This window comes from Chryseobacterium indologenes, assembly GCA_016025055.1.
Lineage (GTDB): Bacteria > Bacteroidota > Bacteroidia > Flavobacteriales > Weeksellaceae > Chryseobacterium > Chryseobacterium indologenes.
Map to the genome: position 1 here is coordinate 883,071 of CP065590.1, position 17,721 is coordinate 900,791.

Annotated in this window: 17 protein-coding genes and 1 pseudogene; 9 read left to right on the plus strand and 9 right to left on the minus strand. The window is 37.2% G+C overall.

The genetic code is table 11. The annotated features are described in order from the left end of the window. Positions 1–59: 59 nt before the first annotated feature. A complete protein-coding gene (locus tag H3Z85_04025) occupies positions 60–575 on the plus strand; it encodes a hypothetical protein (GenBank protein QPQ52629.1) in 516 nt (171 codons plus the stop codon). A 312-nt stretch (positions 576–887) separates the two neighbouring features. Then, positions 888–1,478, plus strand: a complete 591-nt coding sequence (locus H3Z85_04030; GenBank protein QPQ52630.1) for an outer membrane beta-barrel protein — start codon at positions 888–890, stop codon at positions 1,476–1,478. Between the two features lie 96 nt (positions 1,479–1,574). On the opposite strand, the gene H3Z85_04035 is transcribed toward H3Z85_04030, so the two are convergent. After that, positions 1,575–2,210, minus strand: coding sequence for a peroxiredoxin (locus H3Z85_04035; protein QPQ52631.1), 636 nt, complete (start codon positions 2,208–2,210; stop codon positions 1,575–1,577). 98 nt (positions 2,211–2,308) lie between these two features. Between H3Z85_04035 and H3Z85_04040 the strand changes: the two are divergent. Further along, positions 2,309–3,195 (plus strand): annotated as a pseudogene (locus H3Z85_04040) (mechanosensitive ion channel family protein). A gap of 207 nt (positions 3,196–3,402) precedes the next feature. Here the strand turns inward: H3Z85_04040 and sucC are convergent. The 5 genes from sucC to H3Z85_04065 all read right to left on the minus strand — a co-directional run bounded on the left by sucC (position 3,403) and on the right by H3Z85_04065 (position 8,976). Next, a complete protein-coding gene (gene sucC, locus H3Z85_04045; protein ID QPQ52632.1) occupies positions 3,403–4,593 on the minus strand; it encodes an ADP-forming succinate--CoA ligase subunit beta in 1,191 nt (396 codons plus the stop codon). Positions 4,594–4,723: 130 nt separating this feature from the next. Then, a complete protein-coding gene (locus tag H3Z85_04050; protein ID QPQ52633.1) occupies positions 4,724–6,001 on the minus strand; it encodes a chloride channel protein in 1,278 nt (425 codons plus the stop codon). A gap of 3 nt (positions 6,002–6,004) precedes the next feature. After that, on the minus strand, positions 6,005–6,391 hold the full coding sequence (locus H3Z85_04055) for a DUF423 domain-containing protein (protein ID QPQ52634.1): 387 nt from the start codon (positions 6,389–6,391) through the stop codon (positions 6,005–6,007). Between the two features lies 1 nt (position 6,392). Further along, the gene (locus H3Z85_04060; protein ID QPQ52635.1) at positions 6,393–7,481 is read right to left on the minus strand and encodes a hypothetical protein; all 1,089 of its coding nucleotides are present in this window, start codon (positions 7,479–7,481) and stop codon (positions 6,393–6,395) included. Between the two features lie 166 nt (positions 7,482–7,647). Continuing rightward, a complete protein-coding gene (locus tag H3Z85_04065) occupies positions 7,648–8,976 on the minus strand; it encodes a hydroxymethylglutaryl-CoA reductase, degradative (protein ID QPQ52636.1) in 1,329 nt (442 codons plus the stop codon). 156 nt (positions 8,977–9,132) lie between these two features. Between H3Z85_04065 and H3Z85_04070 the strand changes: the two genes are divergently transcribed. Continuing rightward, the gene (locus H3Z85_04070; protein QPQ52637.1) at positions 9,133–10,392 is read left to right on the plus strand and encodes a putative DNA modification/repair radical SAM protein; all 1,260 of its coding nucleotides are present in this window, start codon (positions 9,133–9,135) and stop codon (positions 10,390–10,392) included. A 14-nt stretch (positions 10,393–10,406) separates the two neighbouring features. Beyond that, positions 10,407–11,165, plus strand: a complete 759-nt coding sequence (locus H3Z85_04075; protein ID QPQ52638.1) for a TIGR03915 family putative DNA repair protein — start codon at positions 10,407–10,409, stop codon at positions 11,163–11,165. A 760-nt stretch (positions 11,166–11,925) separates the two neighbouring features. Here H3Z85_04075 and H3Z85_04080 read toward each other — a convergent pair. Both H3Z85_04080 and H3Z85_04085 read right to left on the minus strand, forming a co-directional pair. Then, complete coding sequence (locus H3Z85_04080) at positions 11,926–12,726, minus strand: DNA alkylation repair protein (protein QPQ52639.1); 801 nt, start codon at positions 12,724–12,726, stop codon at positions 11,926–11,928. Continuing rightward, positions 12,723–13,361 carry an AhpC/TSA family protein gene (locus H3Z85_04085; protein ID QPQ52640.1) on the minus strand — a complete coding sequence of 213 codons (639 nt, stop codon included), beginning with the start codon at positions 13,359–13,361 and terminating at the stop codon, positions 12,723–12,725. Before H3Z85_04085 ends, H3Z85_04080 begins: the two co-directional genes overlap by 4 nt. 96 nt (positions 13,362–13,457) lie before the next feature. Between H3Z85_04085 and H3Z85_04090 the strand changes: the two genes are divergently transcribed. The 4 genes from H3Z85_04090 to gap all read left to right on the plus strand — a co-directional run bounded on the left by H3Z85_04090 (position 13,458) and on the right by gap (position 17,129). Further along, positions 13,458–13,814, plus strand: coding sequence for a helix-turn-helix transcriptional regulator (locus H3Z85_04090; GenBank protein ID QPQ52641.1), 357 nt, complete (start codon positions 13,458–13,460; stop codon positions 13,812–13,814). A gap of 334 nt (positions 13,815–14,148) precedes the next feature. Further along, the gene (locus H3Z85_04095; protein ID QPQ52642.1) at positions 14,149–15,021 is read left to right on the plus strand and encodes a DUF4846 domain-containing protein; all 873 of its coding nucleotides are present in this window, start codon (positions 14,149–14,151) and stop codon (positions 15,019–15,021) included. An 83-nt stretch (positions 15,022–15,104) separates the two neighbouring features. After that, positions 15,105–16,091: a 6-phosphofructokinase gene (gene pfkA, locus H3Z85_04100; GenBank protein ID QPQ52643.1), complete on the plus strand. Its 987-nt coding sequence runs from the start codon at positions 15,105–15,107 to the stop codon at positions 16,089–16,091. A 33-nt stretch (positions 16,092–16,124) separates the two neighbouring features. Continuing rightward, a complete protein-coding gene (gap, locus tag H3Z85_04105) occupies positions 16,125–17,129 on the plus strand; it encodes a type I glyceraldehyde-3-phosphate dehydrogenase (GenBank protein ID QPQ52644.1) in 1,005 nt (334 codons plus the stop codon). 68 nt (positions 17,130–17,197) lie between these two features. Here the strand turns inward: gap and H3Z85_04110 are convergent, their stop codons facing one another. Then, entirely contained in the window at positions 17,198–17,698 is a 501-nt protein-coding gene (locus tag H3Z85_04110) for a hypothetical protein (GenBank protein ID QPQ52645.1), read from the minus strand. Positions 17,699–17,721: the final 23 nt, after the last annotated feature.

Below are 17,721 nucleotides of genomic sequence, written 5' to 3' on the forward strand. Positions count from 1 at the left end.
GAAATTGCATTTGTTGCAGTTTCCACTTTTGAAATTTTAAAAAACAAAACAAAAACGATATGGATAAGATTAAGGACACGAGAACTTTCATGAGAATCACACACCGTTATCTTGGATATTTCCTTGCAGGTATTATGGCAGTGTATGCATTAAGCGGAATACTTCTGGTGTACAGAGACACAGATTTTCTGAAGAATGAAAAAAAGTATGATAAAGTACTTGCGAAGGATCTTACTGAAAAGCAGCTGAAAAAGGAACTGAAAATGAAAGGTCTTGAAGTGGAAAAAACAGAAGGTACTGTTCTTCATTTTAAAAAAGGTACTTATGATGCAGCAACCGGAAAGGCACAGTATTCTAAAATGGAACTGCCTTTTGTACTGGACAAGATGGTTTCTCTTCACAAATCACAGTCTAAAGATGCCATCTCTCCTTTGAGTGTATTCTTCGGGGTAGCTCTTTTCTTCTTTGTTATCTCAAGTTTCTGGATGTTTAATCCCAAAACAAAAGCATTCAAACGTGGAATCAAGTTTACCATTGCCGGTTTGATTATTTCACTGATTCTTTTATTTATTTAAAAAAACCGAGAACAATCGGGATCATTTGTTAATATTTTAAATAATAAGAAGTAAGTTGATTGTATGCGTTCAATACAACATAAACTTCTATTCATGTAGCTTTCAATAACTTCGCTCTATTAGCTATTTACCTTTTAAGACTTTCATATATTATTATGAAATTGATAATGATAATGTTAAAAATATGTTTATATCAACACTCAATTATTAACACTTTTTTTGAAAAATTGTCTAAAATTAAGAGTCTGGCACATTTATTGTTTTTTCTATAATTCGTGAATAATAAACATTTAATTATTAAAATAATAAATTATGAAAAGACTTATTTTAACAGGGATATTAGCTGTGGCAGGTTTAACAGCAACTGCAAACGCTCAGATTCAGAAAGGTAATTGGATGGTAGGTGGTAACCTGGCAGGTGCAAACTTCGGATTAAACAAAGGAGGAGGTTATGATTTTAACATCCAGCCGAAAGGAGCTTATTTCATCGAAGATAACATCGCAGTTGGGGGTTATGTAGATTTAGGATTTAAAGGAGCTAAAGATGCACCTACTACTTTCACGTATAATGTAGGAGCATTAGGACGTTACTATCTAAATCCGGGGGAACAGGGAGTAAACAACTTGCTTCACCACGGAAGATGGTTTTTAGAAGGTAATTTAGGAGTTGGAGGAACATCTATTTCTAAAGGAGGATCTTCATCTAACGGACTTAATTTTGGATTCGGACCTGGTTACTCTTACTTCATCACTCCAAATATTGGATTAGAAGGTTTAGTTAAATATGACGCTAATGCAGGATTCGGAAGCGGTGGATATACTAACAAAATTACTTTTGGTTTAGGTTTCCAGATTTATCTTCCGACATCTAAAGGAAAACAAATCATCAACGACGTTAAGTAATCACTGAATACTTATAAAAAAAATGAAAGCGGCCCGAAATTTATTTCGGGCCGCTTTTCGTACAAATTAAAACTAAACTATAAAAAATCAAATAAATCATGTATTGGGTTGAGGAGTGTATCTTAAATACGGTTTTACTTCCGTTACTCCCTTAGGGAATATCTTTCTGGCATAGTCGGTAGAAATATTCGGAGGAACAATGACATCATCACCATTCTCCCAATTCGCCGGAGTAGCCACAGTATAAGCGTCTACCAGCTGTAAAGAATCCAGGACTCTCAGTATTTCATTAAAATTTCTCCCTGTAGAAGCCGGATAGGTAATAATCAGTCTTACTTTTTTTGACGGATCAATAATCAGCAAAGAACGAACGGTGGCAGTGACTGAAGCATTAGGATGGATAAAATCATACAATTCTGAAATTTTCCTTTCTTTATCAGCAATTATAGGAAACTGAACCTCTGTATTCTGAGTTTCATTGATGTCTTTAACCCAGTTTTGGTGGTCCTCTACTCCATCCACACTTAATGCAATGACCTTTGTATTTCTCTGAACAAAGTCAGCGTGCAGCTTAGCAGTAAAACCCAGCTCTGTAGTGCAAACCGGCGTATAATCTGCAGGATGTGAAAATAATATTCCCCATGAATCTCCGAGATAGTCGTGAAAGTTGATTTCGCCTAAAGAGGTCTCTGCGTGAAAGTTGGGTGCCGTATCTCCTAGTTTAATTGACATAATACTTCGTGTTTGTTAGTCTACAAATTTAGTAGACTTTTTGATACTGGCAAAATTTTTGATAAAAATTTATATATTTATTTCAAAAAAAAATAATCATGCAGAAAACCGGACTCAGCTATGTAGACCTTGTGTATAAGGTATTGGAAAGCTGGTATGTGACATTTGCCGAAATTACTCCTAAACTGATTGTCGGAATTTTGGTATTTACTTTTTTCTTATCACCAGTAAATATCTAAGTATTGCCGCCGTCAAAATATTTCACAAATTCTTCCCGAAAAGCCAAAAAGAAAGTTCTTTAGTTACTTTGGTAGGAATTTTCAGATTTTTAATCATGCTGATGGGAACCTTTATTTCCCTTGAAATTATGGGGTTTAGCGGATTTCTCTGGAAATTTATCGGAAGTTTAGGGGTCGCAGGGGTCATTGCAGGGGTTGCGCTGAAAGATCTTGTTTCCAGTATTTTCTCTGGAATGCTCATCGGAATTGACAAAGCATTTAAAGTAGGAGATTATATCACGATCGGAGCTCATTCCGGGACGGTACAGGAAATTGGCTTCCTTACTACCAAGCTCCTTACTGATGACGGAAAGAAGGCTTATATTCCCAATCAGGTTGTTTTCAACGCTCCGTTCTATAATATTACGGCTTCCCCTCAACGCAGGATTATTTTAAATTTTGAAATTCCCGCCGATGAAGATATCAGCAAAGCTCAAAAAGGAATTCTGGACGTCATAAAGAATCTGGATAATGTGGATAAACTGGACACTGCAGAAGTTATCTTTACTGATTTAAAGCAAGGTTCTTTCAATCTACAGGTTAAATTCTGGATCAAAGTAGGGGCAAACCTTGCCCAGGTAAGAAGTAAGGCATATTTAAATATTAAAGAGAGGCTAGATGCGGATAAAATCCAGCTGGTAACGCCAACAAGCATCAGTATTACCAGTGGTGAGACCACTTTACCGGAAAATCATCTCGATAAGTAACAAAACACACAGACAATAAAAACCACCTCAGTTTGAGGTGGTTTTTTTATGGTGAACGGTAAAAAACCTAACAGGTTTTTGAAACCTGTTAGGTTTCCAATAACCCAATTCTCTCCTTAGATTAAAACGTTACCATTAGTTTACTTTGACCAAAAAAAAAACCGTTTCAAACATGAAACGGTTTTCTATTTATTTGAAAGTTTCAGATTATGCTAAAACTTCTTTTACTTTGTTTGCAGCTTCTTCTAAAGTAATTGCAGAGTGAACCGGAAGACCAGAATCATCAATTAATTTTTTAGCTTCTACCGCGTTAGTTCCCTGTAATCTTACGATCAATGGAACCGGAAGGCTACCCATAGCTTTGTAAGCATCTACAACCCCCTGAGCAACTCTGTCACATCTTACGATACCTCCGAAGATGTTGATCAGGATCGCCTTTACGTTGGGATCTCTTAAGATGATTCCGAAAGCAGTCTGTACTCTCTGAGCATCAGCAGTACCTCCTACGTCAAGGAAGTTTGCAGGGTTACCACCGGATAATTTGATGATATCCATAGTTGCCATTGCAAGACCGGCTCCGTTTACCATACAAGCAACGTTACCATCCAATTTTACGAAGTTAAGACCGGCTTCACCAGCTTCAACATCCATCGGATCTTCTTCTCTTGTATCTCTAAGCTCAGCTAAATCTTTGTGACGGAACAATGAGTTGTCATCTAAAGTTACTTTAGCATCTACAGCGATAATTTTGTTATCAGAAGTTTTTAATACAGGGTTGATTTCGAAAAGAGAAGCATCAATTCCTGTGTACGCATTGTAAAGAGATGAAATAAATTTCACAAATTCTTTGAATGCATTCCCTTCAAGACCTAGGTTGAAAGCAATTTTTCTAGCCTGGAAACCTTGAAGACCGATCGCAGGATCAATCAACTCGTTGTGGATCAAATGAGGTGTTACTTCAGCAACGTGCTCAATATCCATACCACCTTCAGTAGAATATACGATTGTATTTTTCCCTTCAGCTCTATCTAAAAGAATAGAAACATAAAATTCTTTAGTTTCAGATTCTCCAGGATAATAAACATCTTCTGCAATCAAAACAGAGTTTACTTTTTTACCTTCAGCAGAAGTTTGTGGAGTTACCAACTGCATTCCGATGATATTCTGAGCGTTTTCTTTAAGTTTATCCATGTTTGGAGAGAACTTAACACCCCCACCTTTACCACGACCCCCTGCGTGAATCTGTGCTTTTACAACCCAAGCCTGTGCTCCGGTTTCAGCAGTCAATTTTTCAGCAGCTGCTACAGCTTCGTCTACGCTGTTTGCAACGAAACCACGTTGGATAGCTACTCCGTACTTTGATAAAATCTCTTTTGATTGATACTCGTGAAGATTCATATTATTTTTATTATTTTATTTAAAAATTTAAAGGTTGACAAATTTACTAAAAAGACACGGAAGTTCAAGTTTATTGACTTAAAATTTAAAGTCTGAGTGACTTGATTTTTAACATATCTTCCATTTTTCTTTATTCTTCCGTTAATTTCTCAGATTGAGATCCGATAAACGGAATTCTTGGGGCAAGGAAATACCCGGTTAAACTGGCAAACAAGATCGGGACAAAATAAGTAAATCCGGTCAGGGTTCCCAAAATAATTGTTGTACTCATCGGTGTTCTTGTCACACAGGCATTGATAGCTGCCATACAGCTTACAATCGCTAAAGTGGTATCTACAGAGGGGAATAGAGTGTGGATAATCAACCCCAGCGTTGTTCCTACAAAGAACAATGGAATGATAAAACCACCCCTCCATCCTGAAGTTACTGTAATGGCGATCGCCAGAATTTTAAAAACAAGGACTAAAATCAAAAATTTCAATCCGAAATTTCCACCGATCAGCTGATTGATCTCGTTGTGACCAAAATATCTGGTGATCGGAAAATTATAAGCAATAATGCCCAGGATAAGTCCTCCAGTCAAGGTTTTGATGTAAATGGGAAACTTCCTGTATTCAAAAACTTTTTTGAAGAATTTCACCACAAAAATGAAAATCCATCCAAAAAAAGTTCCTACAGCTCCGAACAATGTCGCATATAAAAAATCATATACTCCTGTATAATGATAAGCCTTCAGGTCCCAGGTTACCCCGATTCCTAAATGAATAATCAATGCAAACATCAGATAACTGAAGCAGCTTGCCACCAAAGCCGGAATAATCGCTTTATAATATTCCACAGCATGTTTGTGATGCAGGATTTCGAGGGAGAAAAGACTTCCGCCAAGCGGTGCGCCGAATAATGCGGTAAAGCCTGAAGCCATTCCGGCGATACTCAAGGAACGCAATTCTTCTCCTTTCAATCTGAAAATTTTTCCAAGGTAAGTTCCTGTAGAACCTGTTACCTGTACCAAAGGAGCTTCCGGTCCTAAACTTCCTCCTGATGCCACACAAAACAGCGAGGATAAAATCATGGAAGGATTATTCTTCGGATCCAGTTTTCCTTTATTGAATCTGATATTATTAACAATCAGGTGAATTTCTCCGGGATCGCCGATAAAATGAATTACCAGACCAGCCAGCAAGCCGCAGATGGCCATGGTTGGAATTACCTGCCACCCTTGAAATTCAGCCAGAAACTCTGTAAAATGTTCTAAAACAATCCAATATCCACCGGCAATAATACCTCCTACCAGACCTGTAACAGCCCACATAAAAAAAGTACGGCTAAACACAAACGGATTAAATCTGATAGGTTGATCTAAAAGATTAAATGTTCGTATTAACCGTCTTCTTCTATTAATTTTCATTATTTAGATCTTATTTTTAGCAAAATAAAGAATAAGCATTCCCCAGCTTAAGATCATCATCAATCCTCCCAGCGGCGTGATAGGCCCCAGAAATTTCAGATTCACTCCCAGATAATCCTGCATGCTCAGGAAATAGATGCTCACTGAAAATAATAATGTTCCTGCAATCATTAAAATGGAAGTCCATCTCTCCGCAGAAGTTTCAAATTTCAAGATATATCCGATGATCAGCAGAAAAAATGCCGCGTACATCTGGTATCTTACTCCTGTTTCAAAACTCTCCAGTCTTTCTACAGCTAATATTTTCTTTAAAGCGTGTGCCCCGAAAGCACCAAGGATTACAGAAACCATTCCGTAAACTGCTCCAAAAATCAAAGTAATTGTTTTCATTTTATAACTCTTCTAATTCTAGGGTTAATTTCTTTTTTGTTTTAAGATCCTGCCATGTACCGGTAATTTTATTCCCGTCCATTTCCGCTTCTACCAGGGCTCTTCGAATCCATTGACTTGTGGCATCATCATAATGGTCATTCTCAACAATGGAAATATGCTGACCTTTCAATTGCCCGTCCCATTTGATCAGCTTTTTACTCTTATCATACCAATACCCGGCCTGAAACGTACTGACTCCGGATTTATCTTCTGCAGGATAAAAGCGGCTGATAAAAACAGTCACCGGATATTTTCCATCTATTTTTCCTTTGTATAATTTATTTCTGAAACTTGTTGTATTGACTTGCTCAGAGCCGGAAATCAGATTTTTAGCATAAGGGCTCCAGTGCTTATCAAGATCTTTATATGGAATTACAATTTCATGACTATCCAGCTCATCCAGGGCTCTGCTTGCATGATTAGAGCATCTTCCGGCCACAAAAGTTAATTTATCTTTTCCAAAAAAGTATCTAATATACTCCAACGTATGACCTGTAAAACAGTCTTCGTAAATAGCAATCTGATCTTTCACTTCTTCCGTAGGATTTTTTTCGGCTCTCAGCCTGACGAGAAAATCAGAAATTCTTTTCTTTACTCCTTTCTGAATGATTCCTTCAACAATTTTCACTGAATTGGGTTGAAATAAATCTTCGGCATTGATGAAATTTCCTGTTCTCAGATCAAAGTTTTTCCAGACCGCAAAATTTTCAGGATAGGCACCTGTAGCTTCGCCATCCATTCCGATCGTCAAAATATTTTTTGGGGATTCAATCTTTTCCCAACTGTTAAAATAAATATAGTTGGAATAAGAAGTCGTTCCGGTAGAAACCAGCTTGGAAGGGCTTACGGGTGATCCCGGAACATATTCAAGTTCGTTTACCTGAAGAAAAGTATTGATCTTTTTCTCTACATCTGGATGATCCGGATAGGAGATTACCGGAAACACAAAATCTTCTGTTTTAGGCGGCAAATCACTAATTTTCACATTTTTCTGCTGCGAAAAACTGAGTCCGGAAATCAATAGAAAAACTGCAATACTTTTTTTCACTATTTTGATTTTAGGTATATTAAAATAAATTTAGCTACCAATGTGGAAATTCCCAGTATGATAAACATATTGGCAAATCTTTTGGAACTTCTGAACCCTTCATTATTGGTTTTCTTTAAAAAGAATCCAAAAAGAAGGAACACAATTGGCAAAATGATCTGTAGCATTAGTTTCCTCTCATTCTGTTAAATTCATTGATCACCTCATGGTGGCTCACTGTTTTATCTTTGAAGTAGGTCACGAAATGTTGTTTTTCCTCTTCAGTAGCTCCTAATTGATTGAGAATATTTAGAAGGTGCATCTTCATATGCCCTTTCTGGATCCCGGTGGTGACCAGAGAACGTAATGCTCCGAAATTCTGGGCAAGTCCTGACACTGCTAAAATGCTCATCAACTCCTGTGCTGAAGGTTTTCCGAGAAGCGCAAGAGAGAATTTTACCAATGGGTGAAGATTTGTCAATCCACCGACTACTCCTACAGAGATAGGAAGATCGATCCAGAATCTGAACACTCCGTTATCTGTGGTGCAATGTGTCAGTGATCTGTATTGTCCGTCTCTTGCTGCATAGGCATGGGCGCAGGCTTCCGTTGCCCTGAAGTCGTTTCCGGTAGCGATTACTACTGCGTCTACTCCATTCATAACGCCTTTGTTGTGTGTTGTTGCACGGTAAGGTTCAATTTCTGCGATGGTGACGGCCTGTTTGAATTTTGCTGCAAATTCTTCAGGGGAAATACCGCTATCATCTTTTAAATCCTCCATTTTACAGGAAACCTCAGCTCTTACGATACAGTCAGGAGTAAAATTGGAAAGGATATTCATCACGATCTGCAATGAGTTTTTTTCTTCCTGAGTAAAATCTTCACTCGTTGCTACTTCCTGTCTCAGGGTTTTTCCAAACTGTTCAAGACATGAGTTGATAAAATTGGCTCCCATGGAGTCTACTGTATCAAAGCTGGCCTTTAACTGATAATAATTCGGCATTTCTGCTGTTTTATCGACCAGGCTGATGTTCAGAATACCACCACCACGTTTTCTCATATTCGAGGTGATGTCTTCCGTAGTCTCCAGTAATTTTTTCTTTAAACTGAAATTAAAGAAATGCAATAATTTGTGCGGTTCCACATTGAAAATAAAGTGGGTATGCCCTAATTTTTCGGTATTGATAATGGTAGTTTTAAAACCACCTTTATCGATCCAGAATTTTGCAGCTTTGGAAGCTGCTGCCACTACGGAACTTTCTTCGACAGCCATTGGAAGAGCCAATAGTTTTCCGTCAATTAAAAAATTCGGTGCAATTCCATAAGGCATATAAAAATTGGAGATGGTATTTTCAGAAAACTCCTCATGAAGTTTCTGAAGATCTGCATCATCGTTCCAATATTGTTTCAATATATTTTGGTATTCCTGATTTCCTTCAAGATATTCGTTTACGAGCCAGTCGATTTTCCCCTGCTTTGGAAGCTTGGAAAAACCTTCGATTGGTTTATGATTCATGATATAAACTTTAATGAGCCGTAAATATAATGATTTTGAGACTCTTTTTTGTTGATAACTTCCATGAAAAAAGCTTGACTTTTATCAATTTTGGAACTAAATTTGAACACAATATAAAATACAGTACGATACAAATAATATCAAACATTTTATCTGATGAACTTTGAACGCCTTAAAGAAAAACTCGAAATCCTTGCAGACGCAGCAAAGTACGATGTATCGTGCTCTTCAAGCGGCGGGACAAGGAAGAACAAAAAAGGGGGTTTGGGTGATAGCTCTGTAAGCGGAATCTGCCACACCTATACAGAAGATGGAAGATGTGTTTCTTTGCTTAAAATTCTATTGACCAATCATTGCATTTACGATTGTGCGTATTGTGTATCGAGAAGTTCAAATGATATTAAAAGAGCGGCATTCACCGTGGAAGAGGTAGTTGATCTTACTATAAATTTTTACCGTAGAAATTATATCGAAGGATTATTTCTAAGTTCAGGAATTTTCAAAAATGCAGATACAACCATGGAGCGACTGGTGCGGGTGGCCAAAAAACTTCGCCTTGAAGAAAATTTCAATGGGTATATTCATCTGAAATCAATTCCGGGAGCAAGTGATGACCTGATGCAGGAAGCTGCCCTGTACGCAGACCGGTTGTCCGTTAACCTTGAAATCCCCACCGAAAGCGGGTTAAAATTACTGGCTCCTGAGAAAAACAGGGAGGATATGCTGAATCCGATGCGTTATATTCAGAAAGGGATCATTCAATATGAAGATGAGAAGAAAATTTTGAAAAAAGTTCCCAAATTTGCTCCGGCTGGACAATCTACCCAGATGATTGTAGGGGCTACGAATGAAAATGACCTGCAGATTATCAAAGTGGCTGATCACTTTTATAAAAATTTTAATCTGAAAAGAGTGTATTATTCAGGATATGTTCCTGTTTTGGAAGATAAAAGGCTTCCTTCTCTTACTACCGAAGTTCCGATGCTTCGTGAAAACAGATTGTATCAGTCGGACTGGCTGATGAGATTTTACGGTTTTAAGGCAGAAGAAATTCTAGATCCTCATATTCCTTTTCTTGATCTGGAAGTGGATCCGAAATTAAGCTGGGCACTGCGACACCTGGATCAGTTTCCGGTAAATATTCAAACGGCGGATTATCGGATGATCTTAAGAATTCCGGGAATTGGTGTAAAATCTGCACAAAAAATTATCAGTGCGAGACGTTTTCAGGTTTTAAGCATCGATCATTTAAAACAGTTGGGCGCAGCAGTAAACCGGGCCAAATATTTTATTGATTTTACCGCAGGAAATGCCTATTTACGATATTTAACAGATAAAAATTTCAGAAAACTCTTGGTAGGAGGAAGTTCTTCAAAGTTTCACAACCAATTCTCACAACAATTGAGTTTATTTTGATTTAAACTGAATATATGACAAACCTGCTCTACGACGGAAGTTTTGACGGCCTTTTTACAGCAATATTTGAAGTTTTCGAATATCGCTATCATGATGCGGAGATAGTGAGCAGACAAAAATTTCATCAGGAAAATATTTTCGCAGAAATTCATGAGGTCATTACCCAGCCCGAAAAATCAGAAAGAGTTTTGCATAAGCTGAAACAAGATATCGGCAAACGTGGCATTCACCAACTTTTAAAAGTTTTTTTGTCTGAAGATCCGGAATCGGAAAGATTAACCTTATCCGTTGTAAGAAAATCGGTAAATCAACCAGGAATAAACATTCTTGAAAACTTTGCTGATCCTGATATTTTAAAAATTTCAAAAATCTGCAAGTCCGTCGATCGTGAAAGGCATAGAATGACAGCTTTTGTTCGGTTCGAGAAAATGCAGGATGGTATATTTTTTTCACAGATAGACCCCGACTTTAATGTTTTACCATTAATCAGAAAACATTTTAAGGACCGTTATCAGGACCAGAAATGGATGATCTACGATCTGCGCAGAAATTACGGAATTCTCTATGACCTTGAAAACTGCGACTTCTTTTATCCCGATGGACAACTGGATCTGAATCATTATCAACAAAAATTTCATGATGATGAAAAAAATTATCAGGTATTGTGGCAACGGTACTTCACCAAAACAAATATTGTTGAAAGAAAAAATTTAAAACTTCATGTTCAGCACGTTCCAAAACGATACTGGAAATATCTGACGGAGAAATGGTAGTTTTTTATTTCTTCCGAAAATAAGTCTCGAACCCATAACCTTATTAGAAATAAAATTTTGAGTAAATATGGAGAAAATTGTCATATTGTGGATAACTTTTTTCTTATTAATTAAAAACATGTCTTCTAAAAATGCTTCTGTTATTAATATTACACAACATCTTAATTATCATTTGTTTGTAATAACCCACAATCTACATTTCGATATTGTGGATAACTTTTTTCATTTGAATTAGGTATTCCGATCATTCATAAAGCAGCATTACAAGGGCTTTTTGTAAGATACTAATATCAAGAATGATACAGTAAAAAATATTTAAAAGATGATATTGTGGATAACTTTTTACTACAGATGACGCAGATTTGCACAGGTATTTTTTTAAAAAAAGAAAGATGTGACTCTCAACAATTATTTTTTTTCTAAAATTTCATTGCCTACTAATGTCACGAGTTTGCACGAAATTTTATTTTTAAAATCACTAACAAGTCATCAAAACTCATATTGTGGATAACTTTTTTTTCATTACTCATGATCTGATCTTGCTGAAGCAGCTTGTACACTTATTTTATATAGAAAATTATGCCTCAAGTATTTACAATCCACATAATCCGACATACTGATATTGTGGATAACTTTTTCGTTGCAAAATGATCATATTATATTGGAAAAATGACCTGTCTAAAGGTTCTATATAACCGTCTTATTATCAACAGGCTGCCAGGGAAAAGGTTTTAGAAAACATAATATTGTGGATAACTTTTCATTTCCGGATTGTCCGTAAAGCTTTTTTAACAATATACTTTGTTTCTCTCGTTGGACTTTCTTTAAGCCATTCATCACAGACCTCAATGACAAATTCAGGTTGTGACTTGCTCGCGTCATTAAGCCAGTTCCCAACGCTATCCTGGACATATCTCGATTCATCCGAACGCAGTGGCTCTAAAATATCCAGTCCCAGTCCCGGATTTTGTTTCAGTTCAGCTATATGTTCACACCATACTCCGCGAGGCCTGGTACATTCGCTGGCAAAGCGCCGTACGTACTCATTTTTGTGAGCAGTCCATTCAGATAAAATCGCTATTGACGCGGAAATATTTTTTGCGATATCGGGACGCAGTGTCATCCAACTTATTTCTCTCACTCCGAAATGTTGATCGGAGGCAAAGCTTTGTATTCTTAGGAACCTTTCTTTGAGACTCATTGTATTATTTCTTCCGATCATGTATGCAGCCCAGCAACGAACCAGATCTGATTGGTGAACAGAAAGCTCTGATACCAATCCTTCGTCTTTATTTTCAATAACCAAATCGAGAATCCCTGTTCCTATTGCCTCATTAACCGTATTGACAGTCTGTTTTTTCAATCCGTCTACTTTTTTTAAGACAGGTTTCAGATATTCTTCCCTATGATGCTCAAGAAGCAAATTTTCCAGCAGCAGTTTCTGGTCCACAGCCAGCCATTCTGTAAGATTGGCGGTTTCAATCTCACCTTTATTCAGTTGGTGCAAAATTTCTGTAGGTATGTCTTTTACAGAACGTGCTCCTTTTCTCTTTTCGGTCATAATGCTTGTATTAATTCTTCCACATTCAATCGGTTCATGTAATTTACATCTAAAAATTTATAGGTAACCATTTTATTTTCATCGACCACAAAAACAGCAGGAACAGGTAAACTGTTTTCTTCATTATTATTAAAATCAGAAAGTCTGATGCCTAAATTTTGGTAGTGAGACAGCACGAAATCCTGTAATTGAAAGACTATTCCCAACTTTTTAGCAAATTCATTATTGTGGTCTGTTAATACTTCAAATTTTAAGTTATTTTTTTCAATCATACTGAGAGAATGATCGGGACCTTGAGGAGAAATGGCCAGCAGAACAGCATTTTTAGCTTTGATTTCAGAAAGATGATCCTGTAAAAACTTCAGCTCCAGATGACAATATGGACACCAGCTTCCTCTGTAAAAAGCCATAATCATTTTCCCGTTTTTAAGGATATCTTTTGAATGAATTGTCCTGCCGAAGACATTAGGCAGAGAAAACTCTGGCATCAGGTCTCCGGTCCGGATACTGATTTCTTCTATGTTTTTTGTCTTTATTTCTTCAATAGATTGTTCAAAAGCTTCGAGAACCTCCTGTGGAAGTTGTGAAAAGAGGTTTTGATTCAACTGATAAATTTGGGTGGCCAGGGTGTGCATTGTTTTTTTATTTATTATTTTTACAAAGTTCTAAAAGCCTTTAGAAACAGGCAATACCGCATATTTTTACCCCATAGGGATAAAAAAGTCAATTTTATGGAAACAAAGGGAAGAGCAGAGGAAAATAAAATTTGCCCGTTAGAAATAGCGGTGAATACAATCAGTGGAAAGTGGAAAATTCCTATCGTTTGGCAGATTAACGAAGGAAAAAAGCGTCCCAGTGAATTTCTTCGTGGGATCGCTAAGGTGGACCGCAGAGTTCTCAACCAACAGCTTACAGAAATGGTAGAAGACGGTATTCTTGGAAAACAGTCATTTAACGAACTGCCTCCACGGGTTGAATACAGTCTTACCCCACTTGGAAAGCAACTTGTCGGGATTCTATGGCAGTTGAATGATTGGGGAAAACTTTTAATTCCTGGTGACGAAAAACATCCGGAAAAGGATCATTAACTCCCGGTTAAAGCACATCGTCTTATTTTTTATATAACTTATAAATTACAGGATAACCCGTTCGGTGTTATTTTGAGAAAAAAAATTGATATAAAATATCAGTAAAAAATGTATAAAAATTTTGTCATAGTTTACAGATTAAAAGGAGTGAATAATTTCATACATACAGCTATTATCTCGGTATGATACAGCAAATTATGAATTTACATTGAGTTCTATTTACAATATTCATTATATATTCTATCAGTGATTAAAAAATTTAAACAAACAACTCTTGTAATTATCTCAATATATGGCATTAAATCTTTATCTTTTATCATCAAAATCCACATCCATGAAAAAAATTATTGTGAGTGTAGTGTCAGGCATATCTATTCTGAGTTGTACCAAGGATACCTTATCATCAAATACAAGCCGGCTACAAACCAGGGATTTAGTTTCCGAAAATCATGTACAGATCAATAAGGATAAAAATACGATCAGGGAAAGGTTTGATCCTCCCATTGATTATAATTGGGTTAATGAGAAACCGGATTCTTTTGGGTATTTTATTGAAAATTTTAAACTAAAACCTTATGGAAGCCAGATTCTGCGATATGACGGAACGCCTATCTCTGCGCAACATCTGCACGAAGCGGTTTTTGATATTGACACAGGAAATAAAGATTTACAACAATGTGCTGATGCAGTTATTCGTCTGAGAGCCGAGTATTTGTATACTATCAAAAAATCTGATGAAATCAAATTTCATTTTACCAGTGGAGATTTGCTCAGCTGGAACGATTATAAAAACGGAACCAGAGCTTTTGTTAACGGACATTCCGTAAGCTTCAGAAAAACGATGAGCTTTGATGATTCTTATGAAAATTTCAGGAATTATCTTGATCTCATCTTTACTTATGCGGGGACTATTTCATTAAATAAGGAGACCAAACCGATCGATAAAAATGAAGATTTAAAGACCGGAGATATACTGATTACTCCTGGAAGCCCGGGCCATGTGGTATTTGTTGCAGGCGTTTGTAAAAATCCAAAAGGCGACAGATTATTTCTATTAGGAGAAGGTTTCACTCCGGCTCAGTCTATCCATCTGCTTTCCAACCCATTCAGTAAAAAAAAATCGCCCTGGTACGATCTGAATATCAACGCTCCGGAGACCAAAACTGCGCGCTATATTTTTAAACCGACAAACTTCAGAAGCTTTTAATTGTTTATATTCAAAACAATTGGAAACTTACTGCTATAATCTGAACTTGTTTTTGTAAATTTGTGTTCGTAATTTTTTACTAGATGAAAGAAAGTGCTGTAAAAAAGATTGCAGTTCTTACTTCAGGAGGAGACTCCCCAGGTATGAATGCTGCATTAAGAGCGGTAGTAAGAACCGCCAACTACTATAATATCGAATGCTATGGAGTAAGGGAAGGCTACAATGGCCTTATCAACAACGATTTCCTTAAAATGGGAGCCCGTTCCGTAAAAAATATAATCAACCAGGGTGGAACGATTCTAAAGTCTGCCAGATCTGCTGAATTCAGAACAAAAGAAGGACGTCAGAAAGCTTACGACAACTGTGTAAAGCTTGGAATAGACGGATTGGTATGTATTGGTGGGGACGGTACATTTACCGGTGCCAAAATTTTCAATGAAGAATTCGGAATCAGAGTGATTGGAATTCCGGGAACGATCGACAACGATATTTTTGGGACAGATAATACCATTGGGTATGACACTGCTTTGAATACTGCCATGGATGCAATTGATAAAATCCGTGATACCGCAACTTCTCACAACAGAGTTTTCTTTGTAGAGGTAATGGGCCGTGATGCAGGCTTTATTGCACTGAACAGCGGATTGGCTGCAGGAGCACTAGATATCCTGATTCCTGAGAAAAAAGACAGCATTGATGAGCTTTTCGCCAAATTCAGAAATGCTGAAAAAACAGGAAAAGCTTCAAGTATTGTAGTGGTAGCGGAAGGTGAAAAATTAGCCAACGTTTACGAACTTGCGGAAAAAACAAAAAAGACCTTTCCTGATTATGACATCCGTGTAGCCATTTTGGGGCATATGCAAAGAGGAGGTTCTCCGAGCTGTGCAGACAGAGTTCTGGCGAGCAGACTGGGCTACGGTGCAGTAACGGGATTGATGGAAGGACAAACCAATGTAATGGCAGGAATGCGTTCCAATGACTTGACGTACACACCGATAGAAGAAGCCATTAAAAAACATAATGAAATCAATAAAGATCTTTTGCTGATTTCAGAAATTTTAGCACTCTAAATTATTTTTTAAATCTAATAAAAACAAAGTATTATGTCAACAATTAAAGTAGGTATCAACGGTTTTGGTAGAATTGGACGTCTTGTTTTCAGAGCAATGACTGAAAGAGACAACATTGAAGTTGTAGGAATCAATGACCTAATCAATGCAGAATACATGGCTTACATGTTAAAATATGACTCTGTACATGGTATTTTCCCAGGTGAAGTTTCTGTAGAAGGAAATGATCTTGTCGTTAACGGAAAAAGAATCAGAGTAACTGCAGAAAGAGATCCTAACAACCTAAAATGGAACGAGATCGGTGCTGACTATATCGTAGAATCTACAGGTCTTTTCTTATCTAAAGATACTGCTCAGGCTCACATCAATGCGGGAGCAAAGAAAGTAATCCTTTCTGCCCCTTCTAAAGATGATACTCCAATGTTTGTAATGGGGGTAAACCACAAGGAACTTACCGATGATATCAAAATTTTATCAAACGCTTCTTGTACTACCAACTGTTTAGCTCCTTTAGCTAAAGTAATCCATGACAAATTCGGAATCGTAGAAGGTTTAATGACAACGGTACACGCTACAACAGCAACTCAAAAGACGGTTGACGGTCCTTCAGTAAAAGACTGGAGAGGAGGTAGAGCTGCCCTAAACAATATCATCCCTTCTTCTACAGGTGCTGCGAAAGCGGTAGGAAAAGTAATCCCTTCACTAAACGGAAAATTAACAGGTATGTCTTTCAGAGTACCGACTGTTGACGTTTCTGTGGTTGACCTTACAGTAAGATTGGAAAAAGCGACTTCTTATGATGAGATCTGTGCTGCAATCAAAGAAGCATCTGAAGGTGAATTGAAAGGTATCCTAGGATATACTGAAGATGCAGTAGTATCTCAGGACTTCGTTGGAGATAAGAGAACTTCTATCTTCGATAAAGATGCTGGTATCATGCTTTCTCCTAACTTCGTAAAACTTGTTTCCTGGTATGATAACGAAATGGGGTATTCAAACAAGTTAGTTGATATGCTTGTACACGCTGCTTCTTTATAGTTAGTAAATAATCAGTAATAAATAATATAAAACCTTCCCGATGGGAAGGTTTTTTTATAAATATTCATTTATTTGGAGAACGGGGTTCCTACCACAATTGAACTTCCCCACCTCCATGCATAATATAATTGTTGTAAATCCTGTTCATAAGTACCACAACTGGAAGGATCACTTATAACCACCCTTCCTGAAGTTGGTGAAATACCCTGCAACATAATAAAATGCCCTACTGTAGGATTGCCGCTTGGGTTTACAAATGCAATCAATTTCCATCCGGATAATAGAGTATTATACAATTGTTGGGGAGTCGCCGGATAGGTAACATTCCAGGCATTAAAATTATAAGAAGACAGTATAGCAATTACCTCTTCACTTCGTGCAGGCCTGTTCTGCGGCCATCCTGTAAGACGGGAAACAATTTGAGACTGAGTTTGACTGACTCCGGCTTGTCCAAGTGCGCTTTGAATGCAAGCTGCCCAGCACCACATTGTGGCTTCCTGACAATATATCTGAGCTTTTGTAATTCCTATCAAGCAAAACAAAAACAATACTAGTAATCTTGTTTTCATGATTATTTATTTTTAAGATTAAA